This window comes from Verrucomicrobiia bacterium, assembly GCA_035577545.1.
Lineage (GTDB): Bacteria > Verrucomicrobiota > Verrucomicrobiia > Palsa-1439 > Palsa-1439 > Palsa-1439.
In genome coordinates this window covers 1-17,860 of sequence record DATLVI010000007.1, presented here as the reverse complement: position 1 = coordinate 17,860, position 17,860 = coordinate 1, and the positions used below count along the sequence as shown (strand labels likewise).

Here is a 17,860-nt window from a genome sequence, read left to right as displayed (position 1 = left end):
GCTATTCCTGCTCCGTGACCCGCACCATTCGAATCATCGTCGCTCTCTGTCTCTTTGCTTCGCGCCCTTCGTGCCTTCGTTGTGAAACTCCTCCGGCCCTCGACTCCACCGACGAACACGCCATCGAACTCGCCCTCCGCGCCCTCAAAATGACCCCGCAAGACTTGTCGTTCTCGAAAACAAACGCCGAGTCCGAACTGGTGCTCCACAAAGCCAGCGTCTTCCTGCAGCACCCGCTTACTTTGCCGGTTTATGGCCAATCGGTAATGTCCAATTTGCAAACCGTTACCTCATTGGCGGCACTCGCTCGATTCTCTCGCGAACAATTGGAAATACGTCGTGGGGATTTGGACTTCAAATTTGCTCCGATGACTGTTGACCCGGCGTTCCTGAATGGGCTGCCGCCATCCGTGGCCCTCGCCATTCGGAAAATCGTTGACGCCGCGTCACTCTCGAAAACCCTGCTCGTTCAGGGCTTGCCTCCAGACAAGAATACGCCGTTCGCGGCATTCGCGGCGGAAACATTCGAACTCGACAAGGATAAAGCCGAAGTAGAATCGTGGGAACGGTTGGGAATCGACACTCACACGCTCCGGGGCATCCTGAAACGAAGTGACGACCTTGAACTTCAAGATGATGAACTGGCGCAGGACATTCTCGACGCCAGCGACAAGTTGAATTCGAGGTATCTGTTTATCGCATTCGAGCAGTTGAGCTGGGCCGTTGAGTCCGCAATTGCTGATCTCCGCACCAACACCTTCACCGAAGAGTTTCAAGTCGAAACCGACACTCCTCTCGGCAAAATCATTGTCGGCGGGGTAGGGCACAACGTGTATTCGAACGAGGCCTTCCTCATTATCGATACGGGCGGCGATGACACCTATCTGAATTCCGCGGGCGGAGCTAATGGACTACTCGGGCGGCCCATTTCCATCGTGATCGATCTCGGCGGCAACGATCAGTTCACCTCGAAACGCAGTTTCTCGCAAGGGTCGGGAGTCTTCGGCATTGGGATTCTCGCCGCGCTGGGCAGCAATTGCACCTTTCAGTCAAAAAACATCTCGCAAGGAGCAGGCCTTTTCGGTTGCGGATTGCTCATGACAGGGCAGGGGAAGCAGACCTTCGAAGCGGACACGTTCTGTCAGGGCGCCGGAAAATTTGGCGCGGGCATCCTCTGGCAACGCGGCGGCGACACCACGTACAAGGCCTCCGAAATGGCGCAGGGATTCGGCGGCACAAGCGGAATCGGACTCCTCCTCGACGAAAGCGGCGACGATTTGTACATTACCGGCGGCAAATATCCCTGCGGCTGGCTGCCGAAGCATTTTTTCACGTTGTCGCAAGGTTTCGGCTACGGGATGCGACCGTTCGCGGGCGGCGGCATCGGCATCCTCTGCGATTTGAAGGGCAACGACCACTATGTGGCCGACGTGTACGGTCAAGGCGCCAGCTACTGGTATTCCGTCGGCCTGCTTCTCGACGCGGAAGGCAACGATATCTACGACGCCTATCAATACTGTCAGGGCGCGGGAATTCATCTCAGCAGCGGCGCACTCATTGATTGGAACGGCAACGACACCTATACCGCCGGCCACATTTGCCAGGGCGCGGCGCATGATTACGCCGTCGGCATGCTCATCGACCGTGCCGGCGACGATAAATACTCCGGCGACACGACCGCGCAAGGTGCCGCCATCAATAATTCCTTCGCGATGCTCCTCGACCACGCCGGCAATGATTCGTACACCGGTACCGACACGAACCAATCACAGGCGGCCGGCCACGACGGTGGCAAACGCGAGTACGGTTCCATCGCGCTCCTCCTCGATCTCAGCGGTCAAGACTACTATTCGCAGGGACAGACGAACAACACCATCTGGCTCAAGCCGCTATATGGTGCGGGGCTGGATTGCGAAGCCGGCACGAATGCTTCAGGTGAGAGCGTTGTAGCTGCGCTTCTGCGAAGCGCAGAATTAAATAGTCCCAAACCTTTGAATCCCGTTCCCCAGAAGCGCCTCTACACCATCGCCCCGGTCGACCCGCATCAACCCATCGAACAATTGCTGCGCCGCGCGAACAGCGACAAGTCCGATGCAGCGACAGCATCGGCGGAGCTGAAGAAGCGTGGAGTGGAAGTGCTACCCTGGCTCATCTCGCGATTGGATAGCCCGGAAGTTCTCATACGAGTCAAGGCCGAGGAGGTGGCCGATGATCTCGGCACAAATTCCATTCCCTTGCTCATCGACGGCATCGACCACGCCAAGAACGATGATGTTGCCCGCATCTGTTGCTATTTTCTGGCACGTTTTGACGAGAAGGCACGCGCCGCCATTCCCCACATTCTGCCCTTGATTGACCGCGACAAGACAAGGACGACCGCATTTTATACACTCGGTCATCTACGTGCCCGCGCAGCGTTTAAGCCCGCAATGGCTGCGCTGGCCGATCCGCGGGAACTGGTGCGCCTGCGCGCCGCGCAAGCGCTGGGCCGGATCGCCGATGCGCGCGCGATTCCGAAGTTGATCGCCGTACTCAACGACGAGATGTACGACGTGCGTTACGCGGCCGCAGACTCGCTCGTCGTCTTGGGCCGACCCAGCATCGGACCGTTGCGCAAGGCCTTTGCGAAAGCGCCGCTGCGGGCGCGACCGCACATCATCGAAGCGTTGGTAAAGCTCGGCGATAAGCGCGCGTTGGCATGGGCGAAATCAGAATACAAAAATGACGATGTCCTTGTGCGGGCCGCCTTGGAGAAGCAATTCACAGAAGAGCTCGCCACCGCAACGAAGAAACGCTGACTCAGGTTTCCGTCGGCACTTCCTTGGAGCGCGTCACGATGATCACAACCGCCAGGATGATCGCCAGGGCCGCGAACAACATGCGGGGCGTAATCGGTTCGCCAACCAGTGCCCAACCAAGGAATACCGCGACCACGGGATTGACATATGCATATGTGGAAGCCCGCGCCGGTGTCGTGGCTTTCAGGAGCCACACATACGCGGTGAAGCCAATCAGCGATCCAACCACCGAGAGATAGACCCAAGCGATGGCCGAGTGGACTGTCACATGGGCGAACGTAAAATGCTTCCATTCGTCAAGCGCGGCGCCCACCACCAACAGCAAAACGCCTCCCCCGATCATTTCCATCGCCGCGCCGAGCAACTGCGACGACGGCAGTAGCGCCCGCCGCGAGTACAATGAGCCGATGGCCCAAAAAAATGCCGCCAGCAGGAGCGCGGCCGTACCGGAGAGATTGACCTGCGTCCCATTTCCCAACTTGCCGGGGGCCACGAGAAAGCCGAGGCCGGCGAATCCCACGATAAGCCCCGAAACAGTGCCCACCGTTGGCCGCGGCCCGCTGTGCCAGAGCCATTCCAGCAGCACCATCCACAAAGGGACCGAGCCGATGATTAGCGCGCTGACCCCGGAGGGCACTTGTTGCTCGGCCCAACTCAGTAATCCGTTCCCCCCCAGCAGTAAGAATCCGCCCACGATGGCCGCTTCACGCCAATGGATGGCTTCCGGGCGCGCCGCTCCGCGCACTCGGGCCCAAATGTAAAGTAATGCGCCGGCTACCAGCGCGCGCGAGCCTGCCATCGAGAACGGCGGGATGGTTTCGACCGCCACACGGATGCCGAGGTACGTCGATCCCCAAATGAGATAGACCGCCGCGAAGGCCATCATGACCTGCCAGCGCGGGGGTGTCCCGGATCGGTTTTGCGATTCGCGCATTGCGCGAGCCTACCACAACTCCTACAATCCCGCGCCATGAAGAACGATCCGCTTTGGATGGCCGATCAGGTGACCTACCAAATTTTCCCCGACCGATTTGCCATTGGCAAACCGCATACGTCGGAGTCGAAGCTGGCACTGCCCTTTTACGATGCTCCCGGGTCTTCGCGCCGCCGCTGGGACGAGATGCCAGAGAACCCCTCGCGCGGAAAGGATTTCTTCGGCGGCGACCTGATGGGGATCACCGAACGTCTCGACTACATCCAGGACCTCGGGGTCACGGCGCTGTATCTCACCCCGATCTTCATCGCGCCGTCGAACCACAAGTATGACACCACCGACTTCTTCACCATCGACCCGCAATTTGGCGGGGAGAAAGCACTCAAGCAGTTGATCCGCGAGTTGAAGCGGCGGAAGATGCGACTCGTTCTCGATGCTGTGCTCAATCACGTCAGTGACAGCCATCCCTGGTTCCCAGCGGCGCGGCGCGGTGAGAAACCGTACAAGGATTTTTTCACGTTCCAGAAGTCCGGCGAATACGAATGTTGGCGCGGCCATCGGCACATGCCTGAGTTAAATCTGTTGAACGAGGCACTGCAGAAGTTGCTGTTTCGAGGCAAAAATAGCGTGCTCCACAAGTATCTCGAAATGGGCATCGACGGCTGGCGTTTTGATGTGGCGGTGGATGTCGGTCTCAAGACCGTGCGTGAAATGCGAAAGGGAATCCGCCAGCGTTTCCCGGATGCCGTGCTGCTGGGCGAAGTGATGTGCTACGCGGGCGATTGGTGCAATGGCGACCAGGTCTTTCACGGGGTGATGAACTATTACTTCCGCGACGCGGTGCTCGGCTGGTTGGGCGGGGAAGTTTCGGCGCGCCAGATGAACCATGCCGCTGGGGAATATCACGACGGTTACGGCCACGCCGGCGCGACTCAATCCTGGAACATGCTGTCGAGCCACGACACGCCCCGGTTGCGCTGGACGATCCACGATACCGCCCAGCGAAGGCTCGCTGTGGTCGCGCAATTTACTCTACCCGGTGTCCCGTTTCTCTACTACGGCGAAGAAATTGGCATGGACGGTGGGCACGATCCGGATTGCCGCCGTCCCATGATTTGGGATCAGAAGCGCTGGGACGGGGAGACGCTGGAGTTTTACAAGAGGATCATCGAGATTCGCCAAACACACCCAGCCCTGCGACAGGGCAAGCTCACCGTGCTCGGACAAAAACTTGACGGAGATGCCTTGGTTTTCCTCCGCCACACAGACAGGATCAACGAAGTCGCCCTGGTCGTGATCAACAATGCGACGCAACCGTTGCGCCAGATCGTCTTCACACCGCATTCGCATCTCTATCACGCGCTGCCCATGAAAAACCTGCTGGAGCCGTCGCAGGTGGTCAATATGGAAGCAGGCAACCTCAGGTTGGACATCCCCGCGCGCTCTGCGGCGATCTTTGTTCCTGATGACACGCGCCTGCCCAACTACAAGTTCTTCAAGCCCCGCAACCTTTGAACTACGCGAGCGAGCTGTGCCCCCCGGTGATGTAGCGCTCGAGTTCGCGGATCGTGAACTCGCGCTCGGAGATGATCACTCGCACAATGTCGCCGATGGAAACGATCCCACCCAACCGGCCGTTATCCATGACCGGCAAATGGCGCAGACGTTTGTCGGTCATGAGCGCCATGCAGTTCTCGATTGTATCGTCGGGACTGACGTACAGGACATCCGTGATCATCAACTCCCCCACCGTCGTGGTCTTGGAAGATCGGCCTTTGAGGACGACTTTGCGGGCGTAATCGCGTTCCGTGAAGATCCCCGCGACATTTCCCTGCTCGATAACCACCAACGCGCCGATGTTCTTCGTGGCCATCAGCTCGAGCGCCTCGTACACCGTGACCTTCGGCGCAATGGTCCAGACCTCATTACCTTTCTCCCGCAACAGTTCCTTGACCGTGTGCATGAAAGAATCCTCCGTTGCCCGTCTGTCGATAGTGTACCCGCCCCTGGTAGGGAAGGGCAAGCGGAAGGATTAATATTAACGGCGTGGTCTTTCGCAGGTGAGATAAAGTAACTTCACTTCTTGCGCTTCACGAGTTCTTTGAGGACCGTCGCGAGGGGGATAACGCCCTTGACGGAGCCAGCCTCGCCGCCCTCGAACTCAATCCAGCCCTCGTTGAAGCCATCCAGCATTCTCATTCGCGGCGTGGGGTCAGTCATGCCTTGCCTTTTGAAGAGCGTTTCCCATTGTTCCCGTGGAACAGCCTCCATTTTTACCGACCGACCCAGAATTTGTGAAAAGGTTGCCCCGATATCATTCGGCGCGACGCGGCGCGGTCCTTCAAGCTCGACCACTTTCTTCCCGTTCCACTCCTCCTGCAGCAATTCGGCGGCAACGCGTCCGACGTCCGCCGTGGCGACCATCGGAAAGAGTTTATCCAACGGTTGAAGAAAACTTGGAATCACTCCGGTTTTCATCGCCGGTTCGACATCCCACGCGGCGTTCTCCATAAACCAGGCAGCACGAAGAAATGCCACCGGCATGGCCAGCAGTCCCAACACTTGCTCCATGATTCGTAATTGAGTGAGCAGGTTTGCCTGGCTCGCTTGTGCGCCAATCGTCGAGAGACAGACAACCCGGCCGGGGCGCGCCGCCGCAAGAGCTTTGTTCAATTCAGCGACGATGGCTGTCGTTTCCGGAAAGCCCGGCGAAGGCGCAAAATTCGGTGGCAACAGAACGAACACACCATCCGTTCCCGTGAATGCAACCTGCAGCGCCTTGCCATCGTTCATCTCCGCCAGAGCAATCTCACATCCCTGCTCCGCCCAAATCTTCCCCTTTTCCGCGCTACGCACTACCGCCCGTACCGTGTGACCAGCCGCCAACAATGCGTGCGCAACAACGCCGCCAACCTGACCCGTAATTCCGGTGATCGCGAAAGCCTGCCTTTTGCCGTGGGATTTCATGTTGTCGCAATGTACGTGCGCTCGGTGGGGCAGGGCAAGCGGAAGGATTGGAGCCGGTTAAGGCGCGAGGTTCTTGATCCGGATATTTCGAAACCGCACTTCCTGATTGGCAAATTCCTCGCCCTTGGCGATCTGCATCCCAATTCTTCCACGCTTGGAGCCGGTCTCTTTTGTGTCCACCACCAACCGTCCGTTGAGACGAACCACAATGTGATCTCTCTCACAAGTGATCGACATACGGTTCCACTCATTCGGTTCGTGGACGTTGTTGATTTTGGAATCCACATGATGCAACACGCTACCGGTCGGCTTTCTCCCCGGCGCATCGGAGATCTGGACTTCATACCCGTACATATCGGGGTCGCCCGTCGCTTCTTTGGGCATGCGGATTGCAATTCCGCTATTGCACTTTTCCGGGACCTTGAACTCCACCTCCAACGTAAAGTCGGTCCATTCTACCTCGCTGAAGAGCCAGCAATCCGTATTCTGGCCCGGGTCCGGCTGGCCCACGATTTCACCGCGATCGGCTTTCCACGAAGCGTGCCCCTGCATTTTCCAGCCATCGAGATTCAGCCCGTTGAAGACCGCGGCAAATCCATCCGCACCCGCCGCTGCCGTCGCGGTAACGCCAAGCGGGACTGATGACAAAAGAATGCTGAGAATCAGAAAAGCCGTTTTCATAAACGACATAGTTAGAAAAAATGGTCGGGACGACAGGATTTGAACCTGCGACCTCCTGCGCCCAAGGCAGGCGCTCTAATCCAAGCTGAGCTACGTCCCGGTCGAGTCAGGAAGTGTACGGCAAAGAGAAGCGTTAGGCAACCGTCAGCTTGACGACGACCAACTTGCCGGCCTTGAGGATCTGGCCGCTACGGACGGTAACCTTGGCACCGGCATCCGTGATCTTATTCCCATCAACGGAGACGCCGCCTTGTTGAATGATCCGTCGAATATCGCCCCGGCTTTTGAATTTACCCGTCTTCTCCACCAATTCCACGATCCCTATCTCACCGGCGGGTACGCCTAGGTTCTCGGCGATTTCCGCGAGGTCCTTCTTCGAAAACTGCTTCTCAAAATCTTCGCGAGCGTGATCCGCGGCCGCTGCATCCTGATATTGAGCCACGATGGCATGGGCGAGGACTTTCTTTGCCTCCATGGGATGGCCCTTTTTCAAGTCGGCAATTTCCGCCGGGGTCTTACCGATGAGAAGCGCGTACCACTTCCACATCAATTCATCGCCGATGCTCATGGTCTTGCCGAACATGTCCTTGGGCGTATCGCCGATGCCGATATAGTTGCCTTTGCTCTTCGACATCTTCTCGACGCCATCGAGTCCTTCGAGAATGGGGAGGATCATCACAACCTGTGGCTCCTGGCCCGCGTCCCGTTGCAGATCACGCCCCACCAAATTGTTGAACAACTGATCCGTCCCGCCCAATTCGACATCCGACTTGATCATGACGGAATCGTATCCCTGCATGAGCGGGTAAAGGAACTCGTGCAGGCCAATCGTCACATCGGCCTCGTAGCGTTTCTCAAAAGTATCGCGTTCCAACATCCGTGCTACGCTCATCTGGCTCATGAGCTTGAGTACATCCGCAAGGCGCATCCCTGCCAGCCATTCGCCGTTACGGCGAATCTCCAGTTTGTCAGGAGCCGTGTCCAAAATCTTGCCTGCCTGATCGAAATATGTCTTCGCGTTGCGCTCGATGTCGGCTTCGCTGAGCATGGGGCGCGTCTTGTTCTGGCCGGTCGGGTCACCCACGAGGGCAGTGTAATCACCAATGATCAATACAGCCTTGTGGCCGAGGTCTTGAAACTGGCGGAGCTTGCGCAACACGACGCTATGGCCAAGATGCAGATCGGGCGCGGTGGGATCGCAACCGAGTTTGACACGGAGCGGGCGGCCTTGCTCCAGCTTCCTCTTCAACTCGTCGCGCGTGACGACGCTCTCACAACCCTGGGCGAGGAGATCCAGTTGTTCGTCGGCGGTCTTCATTGAGTGCAAAAACAGAAACCCAGCCCGAAAACATTCCGGGCTGGGTTTCTTGTACTAGATTCGAGGCGAAACGGCTACTGGTTTTTCTCCTCCTCGGCCTGCTCGAACGCGTGCTCGAGATCAACGATGGCCTCGCCCGGCTTGAGCGCGGCCTCATACTGCTCTTTCTCGGCTTCGAGTTGGTCGCTGCTGTAGTTCGCGGCCTTGATGCTGAGACCGATGCGCCGCTCGGGAGCATCCACCTTGATGACGCGGGCGCTGACATCGTCGCCCACCTTGAGGACGTTCTTGATCTTGTCGATGTGATCTTCGCTGATCTGCGAGATGTGGACAAGACCTTCCAGTTTGTCGGGCAACTCGATGAACGCGCCAAACGACGCGAGCTTGACGACCTTGCCCTTCACGAGGTCACCCATCTTGTAACGCTGGTCGATAGACCGCCACGGATCTTCTTCCAGTTGTTTCATACCGAGCGAAACGCGTTGGTTGGCACTGTCCACTTCCAGCACGACGGCGTCGACGGTCTCGCCCTTTTTCAACAGTTCGGCCGGATTCGTGACCTTGCGCGACCACGACATGTCCGAGACGTGCACCATGCCGTCAATACCTTCCTCGATTTCGACAAACGCGCCGAAATTCGTGAGGTTGCGGACCTTGCCGGTGATCTTCGTGCCCGGTGGATATTTCTTCGGGACCTGCGACCACGGATTCGCTTCGAGTTGGCGGATGCCGAGGGATATTTTCTGCTCCTCGCGCTTGATTTCCAGCACGAGGGCGTCGATTTCCTCGCCCACCTTCAATACATCAGAAGCCCGCGCCACGCGTTTGGTCCACGAAAGCTCGGAGACATGCACCATGCCCTCAACTCCGTCCTCCAACTGTACGAACGCGCCGTAAGGCACCACACTAACGACCTTGCCGCGCACCTTGCTGCCCACGGGATATTTGACTTCCACGTTGTCCCAAGGATTGCGATTCCTCTGCTTGAGGCCGAGCGAAACACGTTCCTTCTCGCGATCAACTTCCAGGATCATGACTTCAATGGTCTCGCCGACCTTGAGCAACTCGGAGGGGTGATTGATGCGGCCCCAGCTCATGTCGGTGATGTGGAGTAATCCATCGAGGCCATCGAGATCGATAAACGCGCCGAAGTCCGTGAGGTTCTTCACCGCGCCAGAGCGAATCTGGCCGACCTGCATGCTCGAGAGCAGCGTGCGCCGCTTGTCCTCGCGTTCCTGCTCAATCAGCTCGCGCCGCGAGAGAACGATGTTGTGGCGCTCCTGGTTGATCTTGACGACTTTGAATTTGAAAGTCTTGCCCATGTACTCGTCAAGATTGCGAGGGGGGATGACGTCAATCTGCGAGGCGGGGAGGAAGGCATCGACGCCGATGTTGACCATCAGGCCGCCCTTGACCTTGCCGCGTACTTTGCCGTCGATGGTGCCGCCCTCGGTGCAAATCGTGACGATGCGGTCCCAGTTCTTCTTCTGCTCAGCGCGGGCGTAGGATAGCACGACCATGCCGTCGTCGTCTTCGAGGCTTTCCAACAGCACCTCGATCTCGTCGCCCTGCTTGACGGCTTCGGGCTCATCGAATTCCGAGAGCGAAATCGAGCCCTCGGACTTGTAACCAATATCCACCAACACTTCGTTCGGGCGCACCTCGAGGATGCGCCCTTTCACAAGCATTCCCTCGGTGAATTGCTTCACCTCGGAAAATAGCTTCTCCATTGAATTAGACATTAACTGATTATTTCTCCTGCCTCTGGCAAGGCACAACGATGGTGCGGTATGCTGAAAAGGCGCGCAAATATAAAGCCTGAAGCGAGGGCTTAGCAAGCCCTTTCTGAAAACCCCCAGATTTACTCGGTTCGGGGCTGCAACGCTGCGATCCGCCGCATGATTTCCCGCCCGATATCAAGGTAGACCGCCTTGAGCGCGTCACCGCGCAGGTTCTCGAAATCCGCGGGCAACGAATACAAGAATGGCTCGCCGAACTTGATCTCCACCCGCGCAGGCCGTGGAAAACTTGTCCCGCGTGGCAGCGCCCGGTCCGTGCCGAAAACGCGCATCGGAACGATGGGAACATTCGCTTTGGCCGCGATCATGCCGACACCCGCGCGAGGTTCCTGTAGCTGGCCATCATCACTGCGCGTGCCTTCGGGAAACATCAGGACCGCTTTGCCCTCGCCGAGCATCCGCAACACAGTTTTCATCGCCCCGATGTCGCCGCGGTCGCGGCTGATAGGCACGCAGTGCCAACTTCGTAGAATCCAATTGGCCAGCGGATTGCGAAAAAGGGTGTCACGTGCCATGAAGTAGGCGTCGCGTTGACAAGCCAGCCCGAAAAATGGCGGGTCGAGAAAACTAACGTGGTTCCCGGCCAGGATGAACGCTCCCTCCGCGGGAAGTCGTTCGGCGTTGTAAACGCGGCCGCGGTGATACAGATAAAAGTAGAGGCGAAACCAGACTCGGCAGAACCGGTACCAGAGTTGCCTCATGCGCTCAAGCGCCGCCGACGCCGAAGCTACCGCGGCGCTGGCCCTGCTGGCGAATGTGATCCAGCAGCACCTTGGCGTTTTCTTCGACCGACAAATTCGAGTTCTCAATCACGGTGGCGCCGAGCGCGATCTGCAACGGCGAAGTGCTGCGGCCCGTGTCTTTCTTGTCGCGGCGCTGGAGTGATTCCTTCACGCCCTCCTGGCTGGTGTCGATCTTCATCGCCTCCAGGTCCCGCTTGCGCCGCCGCGCGCGTACTTCCGGGCTGGCTTCGAGGTAGAACTTGTAGGGCGTGTTGGGAAACACCACCGTGCCGATGTCGCGCCCTTCCATCACCAGGCTGCCGAGCTTCGTCAGCGACCGCTGGTGCTGCACGAGGACCTGGCGCACCTCGGGCATGGCCGCGATGGTCGAGACTTTCTCTGTCACGCGCGGGTCGCGAACGGCGTCGCCCGGATAAACGCCGTCAATCAACATCCGCGCCTGATGGTCAACAATTTCAAAAGTAATCTTGATCCGATGCATCATCGCGATCACCGCAATCGGATCGTCCACATCGATCCCTTCCGCCAGCGCCTTCCAGGTGATGCCGCGGTACATCGCGCCGGTATCGACATAGTTGTAGCCCAGCATCCGGGCCAGCGCCCGGGACACGGTGCTCTTGCCGCTGGCGGCGGGTCCGTCCACTGCCACGACCACGACCTTGTCGGTTGTCGAGGGGTTGCTCACTGTCGCAGTTGCTCCAGCTTTTCGAAGAAATTGGGAAATGTTTTGCTCACGCACTGTGGATTCTTAATCCGAATGCCCGGAACTTTCAATCCTAACACAGAAAAACACATCGCCATCCGGTGGTCGTTGTACGTTTCAATGTCCGCGCCATGCAATTGCCCCGGTTTTGCAGGCCAAACCGTAAAACCATCCTCATGCTCCTCCGCCTTCGCCCCAACACGTTGCAACTCTGTGACCATCGCCTTTAGTCGATCTGTTTCCTGCAGTCGTAGTCTCGATGCTTGGTTGATCTGAATCGGTTGATCGCCAAACAAGGCGCAGATCCCCAGAGTCAATACACTGTCACCAAGATTAAGGAACCTGGACACTTGAATTGTCTGTGGCCATCGCTGTCGAACCTCTGGAGAAAACCCTTGCAGCTCTTCAGCAGAGAGTTGGGTAGGCAAGTAGGTACGGAAGTTAAAATCAGGTTGGAGTGAAAACTCTGGCATGGCCGCGACTGATATGTGACCACCGCAGATAAACTCTACAGCCCAGAAATACGAGGTGCTGGAAGCATCCGGCGCGATAAAATAGTTCGACATGTCATGAGCCAACATATCGTGTGTCATGAAGACGTATTGAGGCTCGAATTGCTCCCCAAGTTCCTCGAGTTGCTTCTCCAGTTTAAACGAAATTTTAAGGCGAGCGGGTCGTGAGATTAATTCCAGTGCACTCGCGAATTGACTCGTGCTTACGTTACTTATAACAACTTTTCCTTCACGCAAACCATTTGCGTTAATTCTGGCTGGGAGAGATCCGGCATTGCTTTCGATGGCCGCACCTTGTTGTATCAGCACGTCAAAGAGTTCCTTCATTGGTCGTTCGTGCATGCGTGGATCGCCGCGAATCGTGTACTCGCCGTGACCAAGGCAAACCAGCGCTGTCAGAAACCGAGCGGCAGTGCCCGCATTACCAACGTACAGTTCCGCCTTTTTCGCGGGAATCTCGCCGTTGTGCCCAACTACCGTGATGGTACGATTGCACTCCTCGTTTGGATCTGGCTCAACCGTTACTTCAAATCCAAGTTTCTGCAGGGAATCCACCATCACCTGCGTGTCGTCAGCCCACAGCGCGCCGCGCAATGTGCATTTGCCCTTGGCGAGCGCTGCTAGAATCAACGCTCGGTTGGTGATGCTCTTGGAACCGGGCACGGTGATCGTGCAATTCGGCGGCTTCGCCAGCGGTTCGATGGGGTAAGGGTCAGGCAGAGGCTTCACGTCTTGAACCTCAACTCATCACGAAAATGTTTGGCTCGTTTCAGCATCGTGCGCAATTCGACGGTATCGGAGTTTTCGACAGCAGCTCGGAGTTTGACGAGTTCCTCAATCAATTGATCGAGTGCGCGGCCGATTTCCACGCGATTTTCCAGGCAGATTTCCGTCCACATTTCGAACGGGCCGCTGGCGATGCGCGTGAAATCCTTGAAGCCGGGGCCGACAAAGTTGAGTGGCTTATCGCCGTTGTTGCAGACGACGTTGACGACCGCGGCGGCGACGACGTGCGGCAAATGGCTGGTGCGCGCGACCATTTCGTCGTGCTCCAATGGTCCGAGCGTCTTCACCGAACAGCCGAGCGCCTTCCAGAAATCGTAAACGACATTCAGCGCCGCCTTGTCCGTGTCCTCGCGCGGGGTAACGATGCAAACGGCATTCTCGAAAAGGTCGCGCTTGGCGGCGTCGATGCCGGACTGTTCCGAGCCCGCCATCGGATGAGAGCCGACGAAACGGGCGTGGCCTTGCAGCGCGTCGGAAAGCGCGGTCACGATGGTGTATTTGACGCTGCCCACATCCGTTACAATGCAACCCTTGGGCAGGGAAGGGCGCATCTGCTCGGCCAGCGTCTGCATGGCGCCGATTGGCGTGGCCAGTACGACCAACTCCGCATCTGCAACCGCTTTCGCCAGATCGGTCACCGCTTCGTCGGCCGCCCCGAGTTTGTAGGCCTGGTCTACGGCGTCGGGCCGACGCCCCCAAATAACGACCCGCTTGGCGACCTTGCGTTGTCGAGCCGCGAGGCCGATGGAACCACCCAAAAGACCGGGGCCAAGGATGGAAAGTTTGCCAAGCATCGAAGGCCGTTGTAACAGCAAACTTTTCATTTGGCAACATCACCGGATTCCACTTATAGTGCGGCAACTTTTGGAGCGCGAATTTGTCACTGCGCTCCCGGGGTTACAGGGAGGAATATGAGGAGGTTGGGGAACTTTCCCGTCGGCGCGCTGATCGTCGCCTACGGCGTGATTTTATTATTCGGCTCTTGCACGGCGCCACATCGCCCGAGCGTTGCGAGCCTGCCGCAACCACCACCGACACCGATACCAGCGCCGGTGCCGCGTCCAACGCGCGCTGCCGAACTGCGCGGCGTCTGGGTCAGCGATACGACAAAGCTAGACTGGGACAGCGCGACGGCGAACCTGCAGCGGGCAGGCTTCAACACGATCTTTGCCAATCTTGCCTCGGGCGGCGCGGCGCTTTACCCGAATAGCAGGTCTCTCCCCAGCATCGTGAGCGGTTCGCCCGACCCGGTCGCGCGCGGCATCGACCTGGCGCACCGACGCGGGCTGGCGGTGCATGCCAAGCAAATCGTCACGTTCATGTTCAAGGCGCCTCCTGCGTTCCAACGGGAATTGGTCGCGTCGGACCGCGTGATGCGCGGACCCGATGGGCATGCGGTCATGCAGGCGGGCTTCACGTGGTTGTGTCCCTCGCAGGAAGCGAACCGCGCATTGATCGCCTCGTCCGTGACGGAAATGGCGAAGCGGTATCCCGTCGATGGCATTCAATTCGACTACATCCGTTTCTGCGAACAGCCGTCCTGTTTTTGCGCCAACTGTCGCCGTGAATTCGAGCGTAGCATCGGCACACACGTGAAGCATTGGCCGGAAGCCGTGCTACAGGGCGTGTACGTCGCGCAGTTCAACGAATGGCGGCAACATGTCATCAATACCTGGATCGAAGATCTCTCCGCCCGCGCGCGGCAGGCACGGCCAGGCCTGGCGGTGTCGGCGGCCGTCTTCTCCGACCTCAATCGCGCGCGCGAGGAAAAAGCTCAGGACTGGAAGCTCTGGCTTGATCGCGGGTACGTGGATTACGTCTGCACAATGACCTACACACCCGATTTGCGCGATTTCGAATCCAAGGTGCAAAAGGAGCAGACGTGGGCGCCGCGCAGCAAGGTGGTCGTTGGCATCGGCAGTTGGAAGTTCGACCGCCTGAGCCAGTTGAACGCGCAAATCACCATGATCCGCCAACTCGGCGCGCCGGGTTTCGTGCTCTTTTCGTACGATGACTCGGCCGCGCGAAATTTCCTCCCCAATCTGGGCGCTTCCGGCACGAGATTCTGATACCAACACGCATGCCTTTTCCGCTTGCAAAGCCGTTGTCTGGTGGTTACAGTGCTTAGTCCTGCCCGAGTAGTGACGTGGCAGTACTAAACCGTCCCGGAAGGATTCGGGACATAAAAACACTAAACCAAAATCCAGTCGTTTAATGACTGGATGTCTCGCGCCACCAAAAGTCGTGCGGTCGCGGGATGAAACAACGGAGGATACATTGCCCAGTATAACAGTTGAAGAGTTGTTGGAAGCCGGGGTTCATTTCGGTCATCAGACCAAGCGGTGGAACCCCAAGATGAAAAAGTTCATTTTTGCCGCGCGTAACGGAATTCACGTTATCGACCTCAACAAGTCCCTCACCCAGATCGAAATCGCCTGTGGTTTTCTCCACGATATCGTGCTCGGCGGGGGATCCGTTTTATTCGTTGGCACCAAGAAGCAAGCGCAACAGGAAGTCAAGGAAGCGGCCACGCGCACCAATATGCCGTACGTCGTGGATCGCTGGCTCGGTGGCACCCTGACGAATCTGCGCACCATCCGCAACAGCGTCAAGCGGATGCAGGAAATCGACCGTCTCCTCGAGTCGCCCGAAGGCGAGCATTTACCCAAGAAGGAAGTTGCGTCCCTGCGTCGCGAGCAGAACAAATTGCACCGCAATCTCGACGGCATCGTGAAAATGGAGCGGGCGCCCGCCGCGATGTTCGTGATCGACATTATGCGCGAGGCCATCGCGATCCACGAAGCGAAGCGCCTCGGCATCCCGATCATTGCCGTTGTGGACACCAATTGCGATCCCGATCAGGCCACGTACCCGATTGCCGGCAACGACGACGCCATTCGCGCGGTCAAGCTCATCACGAATGTGATCGCCAATACCATCGCCGAGGCACAGGCCGAACTGGGCAAGAAGTACCCGGCACCCGTCGCCGCCCCCGCGCCTGTGGAGGCTGTTCCGCCGCCCGCCGAGCCGGCGTTGACTCCCGAGGAATCAGCCGTCTCAGCCTAGCCGGTTTACGACGCCAGAAATCAAGATGACTACGACAACCATGCAAGCAATTGACTCCAAGGTCGTGAAAGAACTGCGCGATAAGACCGGCGCGGGCATGATGGACTGCAAAGTGGCCCTGCAGGAAGCCAAGGGCGACCTGACTGAGGCCGAGAAGATCCTCCGCAAAAAAGGGATCGCCGTCGCCGGCAAGAAGGCGGGGCGCACGGCCAATGAAGGTTGCATCGCCAGCTACATCCATCACGGCAGCAAACTTGGCGTCTTGGTGGAAATCAACTGCGAGACGGATTTCGTCGCGCGCAATGAGCATTTCCGCGAACTCGTCAAGGACATCACGCAGCACATCGCAGCGGCCAACCCCAGCTATGTGAAGCGTGAAGATGTTCCCGCGAACATTATCGAAGGCGAGAAGGAAATCTACCGCGCCCAAGTGAAGGACAAACCGCCGCAAGCTGTGGAAGGCATCCTCAAGGGCAAGTTGGAGAAGTTTTATTCCACCGTTTGCCTGCTGGAGCAGCCCTTCGTGAAGAACCCGGAGATCACCATCAAGGACCATCTCACCGCGAAGATTGCGCAGTTGGGCGAGAACCTGGTGATCCGACGCTTCACCCGCTGGCAATTGGGTGAGGAAATTCCCGGCGCAACGCCGACCGCCTGAGCCACGGAGACGACCAAGGATGACGACGACATCCGCAGCGCCACCCAAATATCGGCGCGTGATGTTGAAGTTGAGCGGCGAAGCGCTGATCGGATCACGCGAGTACGGCATTTCACCGGAAACCTGTGACTCCATCGCACAGGAGATCAAGGAGCTTCAGGAGCTTGACGTCCAACTGGCGGTTGTCATTGGCGGCGGCAACATCTTCCGCGGGCTCGCGGGGACCAAGCACGGTTTGGACCGCACCACCGGCGATTACATGGGCATGCTCGCCACGGTGATCAATGCGCTGGCGCTCCAGGACGCATTGGAGAAGAACGGAGTCCACACCCGCGTTCAATCCGCCATCGAGATGCGCGCCGTGGCTGAACCGTTCATCCGCCGTCGAGCGATGAGACATATCGAGAAGGGCCGCGTGGTCATTTTTGCCGGCGGGACCGGAAATCCTTATTTTTCAACCGACACGACCGCCGCCCTGCGTGCGGTCGAGATCAGCGCGGACGTTTTGTTGAAGGGCACACAGGTCGACGGGGTTTATTCGGATGATCCCCGCACCAACCCTCAGGCCAAGCGGCTCACCCAATTGACGGCCATGGAGGCCATCCGCAAGCGATTGCGGGTCATGGACACGACGGCTTTTTCGCTCTGCATGGACAACCGGCTTCCGGTCATTGTTTTTAATCTGTATAAAAACGGCAATATTCGGCGCGTCGTCGCCGGCGAATCCGTCGGCACGTTGATCAAGAGTCATTAAGCGATGATCCCTAAAGCGATTCAGACTCACATCGAAGAACAAATGCAGAAGACAATCGACCGCATGCGAACGGATTTTGGCACCCTGCGGACGGGACGGGCCAGTGCGGCCATTCTTGAAAACATCCGCGTCGACTATTAC

General features: G+C 58.0%; 16 protein-coding genes and 1 tRNA gene. 6 read left to right on the top strand and 11 right to left on the bottom strand.

Going from position 1 to position 17,860, the window contains the following annotated elements:
• The first annotated feature begins 14 nt into the window (after nt 1-14).
• The gene (locus VNL17_01670) at nt 15-2,798 is read left to right on the top strand and encodes a HEAT repeat domain-containing protein (GenBank protein ID HXI82779.1); all 2,784 of its coding nucleotides are present in this window, start codon (nt 15-17) and stop codon (nt 2,796-2,798) included.
• A 1-nt stretch (nt 2,799) separates the two neighbouring features.
• Here VNL17_01670 and VNL17_01665 read toward each other — a convergent pair whose 3' ends face one another.
• Nucleotides 2,800-3,732 carry an EamA family transporter gene (locus VNL17_01665; protein ID HXI82778.1) on the bottom strand — a complete coding sequence of 311 codons (933 nt, stop codon included), beginning with the start codon at nt 3,730-3,732 and terminating at the stop codon, nt 2,800-2,802.
• Nucleotides 3,733-3,768: 36 nt separating this feature from the next.
• Here VNL17_01665 and VNL17_01660 point away from each other — a divergent pair, with 36 nt between their 5' ends.
• Entirely contained in the window at nt 3,769-5,247 is a 1,479-nt protein-coding gene (locus VNL17_01660) for a glycoside hydrolase family 13 protein (GenBank protein HXI82777.1), read from the top strand.
• Between the two features lies 1 nt (nt 5,248).
• Here VNL17_01660 and VNL17_01655 read toward each other — a convergent pair whose 3' ends face one another.
• The 10 genes from VNL17_01655 to VNL17_01610 all read right to left on the bottom strand — a co-directional run bounded on the left by VNL17_01655 (nt 5,249) and on the right by VNL17_01610 (nt 14,065).
• Entirely contained in the window at nt 5,249-5,695 is a 447-nt protein-coding gene (locus VNL17_01655) for a CBS domain-containing protein (protein HXI82776.1), read from the bottom strand.
• Nucleotides 5,696-5,808: 113 nt separating this feature from the next.
• Nucleotides 5,809-6,699: an NmrA family NAD(P)-binding protein gene (locus VNL17_01650; protein ID HXI82775.1), complete on the bottom strand. Its 891-nt coding sequence runs from the start codon at nt 6,697-6,699 to the stop codon at nt 5,809-5,811.
• 57 nt (nt 6,700-6,756) lie between these two features.
• Entirely contained in the window at nt 6,757-7,380 is a 624-nt protein-coding gene (locus VNL17_01645; protein HXI82774.1) for a DUF1080 domain-containing protein, read from the bottom strand.
• A 21-nt stretch (nt 7,381-7,401) separates the two neighbouring features.
• A tRNA-Pro gene (locus VNL17_01640) sits at nt 7,402-7,480 on the bottom strand.
• A 33-nt stretch (nt 7,481-7,513) separates the two neighbouring features.
• Nucleotides 7,514-8,698 (bottom strand): tyrosine--tRNA ligase, encoded by a 1,185-nt coding sequence (gene tyrS / locus VNL17_01635; GenBank protein ID HXI82773.1) that lies wholly within the window; start codon nt 8,696-8,698, stop codon nt 7,514-7,516.
• Between the two features lie 74 nt (nt 8,699-8,772).
• Entirely contained in the window at nt 8,773-10,440 is a 1,668-nt protein-coding gene (locus VNL17_01630; protein ID HXI82772.1) for a 30S ribosomal protein S1, read from the bottom strand.
• A gap of 119 nt (nt 10,441-10,559) precedes the next feature.
• Complete coding sequence (locus VNL17_01625) at nt 10,560-11,198, bottom strand: lysophospholipid acyltransferase family protein (GenBank protein HXI82771.1); 639 nt, start codon at nt 11,196-11,198, stop codon at nt 10,560-10,562.
• A 4-nt stretch (nt 11,199-11,202) separates the two neighbouring features.
• A complete protein-coding gene (gene cmk, locus VNL17_01620) occupies nt 11,203-11,925 on the bottom strand; it encodes a (d)CMP kinase (protein HXI82770.1) in 723 nt (240 codons plus the stop codon).
• Nucleotides 11,922-13,184: a 3-phosphoshikimate 1-carboxyvinyltransferase gene (aroA, locus tag VNL17_01615; protein HXI82769.1), complete on the bottom strand. Its 1,263-nt coding sequence runs from the start codon at nt 13,182-13,184 to the stop codon at nt 11,922-11,924. Before aroA ends, cmk begins: the two co-directional genes overlap by 4 nt.
• Nucleotides 13,181-14,065, bottom strand: a complete 885-nt coding sequence (locus VNL17_01610; GenBank protein ID HXI82768.1) for a prephenate dehydrogenase/arogenate dehydrogenase family protein — start codon at nt 14,063-14,065, stop codon at nt 13,181-13,183. Before VNL17_01610 ends, aroA begins: the two co-directional genes overlap by 4 nt.
• Before the next feature lie 87 nt (nt 14,066-14,152).
• Here VNL17_01610 and VNL17_01605 point away from each other — a divergent pair, with 87 nt between their 5' ends.
• The 4 genes from VNL17_01605 (at nt 14,153) to pyrH (ending at nt 17,719) form a co-directional block, all read left to right on the top strand.
• On the top strand, nt 14,153-15,310 hold the full coding sequence (locus VNL17_01605) for a family 10 glycosylhydrolase (protein ID HXI82767.1): 1,158 nt from the start codon (nt 14,153-14,155) through the stop codon (nt 15,308-15,310).
• Between the two features lie 175 nt (nt 15,311-15,485).
• Nucleotides 15,486-16,307, top strand: a complete 822-nt coding sequence (rpsB, locus tag VNL17_01600; GenBank protein ID HXI82766.1) for a 30S ribosomal protein S2 — start codon at nt 15,486-15,488, stop codon at nt 16,305-16,307.
• Between the two features lie 40 nt (nt 16,308-16,347).
• Complete coding sequence (tsf, locus tag VNL17_01595; protein HXI82765.1) at nt 16,348-16,965, top strand: translation elongation factor Ts; 618 nt, start codon at nt 16,348-16,350, stop codon at nt 16,963-16,965.
• A 19-nt stretch (nt 16,966-16,984) separates the two neighbouring features.
• Complete coding sequence (gene pyrH / locus VNL17_01590; GenBank protein ID HXI82764.1) at nt 16,985-17,719, top strand: UMP kinase; 735 nt, start codon at nt 16,985-16,987, stop codon at nt 17,717-17,719.
• The last annotated feature ends 141 nt before the right edge of the window (nt 17,720-17,860 follow it).

What these genes read in the sequence shown, in the direction of transcription:
- VNL17_01665 (HXI82778.1), bottom strand. Translation starts at nt 3,732, where the DNA reads ATGCGCGAATCGCAAAACCGATCCGGGACACCCCCGCGCTGGCAGGTC.
- VNL17_01660 (HXI82777.1), top strand. Translation starts at nt 3,769, where the DNA reads ATGAAGAACGATCCGCTTTGGATGGCCGATCAGGTGACCTACCAAATT.
- VNL17_01655 (HXI82776.1), bottom strand. Translation starts at nt 5,695, where the DNA reads ATGCACACGGTCAAGGAACTGTTGCGGGAGAAAGGTAATGAGGTCTGG.
- VNL17_01650 (HXI82775.1), bottom strand. Translation starts at nt 6,699, where the DNA reads ATGAAATCCCACGGCAAAAGGCAGGCTTTCGCGATCACCGGAATTACG.
- VNL17_01645 (HXI82774.1), bottom strand. Translation starts at nt 7,380, where the DNA reads ATGAAAACGGCTTTTCTGATTCTCAGCATTCTTTTGTCATCAGTCCCG.
- tyrS (HXI82773.1), bottom strand. Translation starts at nt 8,698, where the DNA reads ATGAAGACCGCCGACGAACAACTGGATCTCCTCGCCCAGGGTTGTGAG.
- VNL17_01630 (HXI82772.1), bottom strand. Translation starts at nt 10,440, where the DNA reads ATGTCTAATTCAATGGAGAAGCTATTTTCCGAGGTGAAGCAATTCACC.
- VNL17_01625 (HXI82771.1), bottom strand. Translation starts at nt 11,198, where the DNA reads ATGAGGCAACTCTGGTACCGGTTCTGCCGAGTCTGGTTTCGCCTCTAC.
- VNL17_01610 (HXI82768.1), bottom strand. Translation starts at nt 14,065, where the DNA reads ATGAAAAGTTTGCTGTTACAACGGCCTTCGATGCTTGGCAAACTTTCC.
- VNL17_01605 (HXI82767.1), top strand. Translation starts at nt 14,153, where the DNA reads ATGAGGAGGTTGGGGAACTTTCCCGTCGGCGCGCTGATCGTCGCCTAC.
- tsf (HXI82765.1), top strand. Translation starts at nt 16,348, where the DNA reads ATGCAAGCAATTGACTCCAAGGTCGTGAAAGAACTGCGCGATAAGACC.
- pyrH (HXI82764.1), top strand. Translation starts at nt 16,985, where the DNA reads ATGACGACGACATCCGCAGCGCCACCCAAATATCGGCGCGTGATGTTG.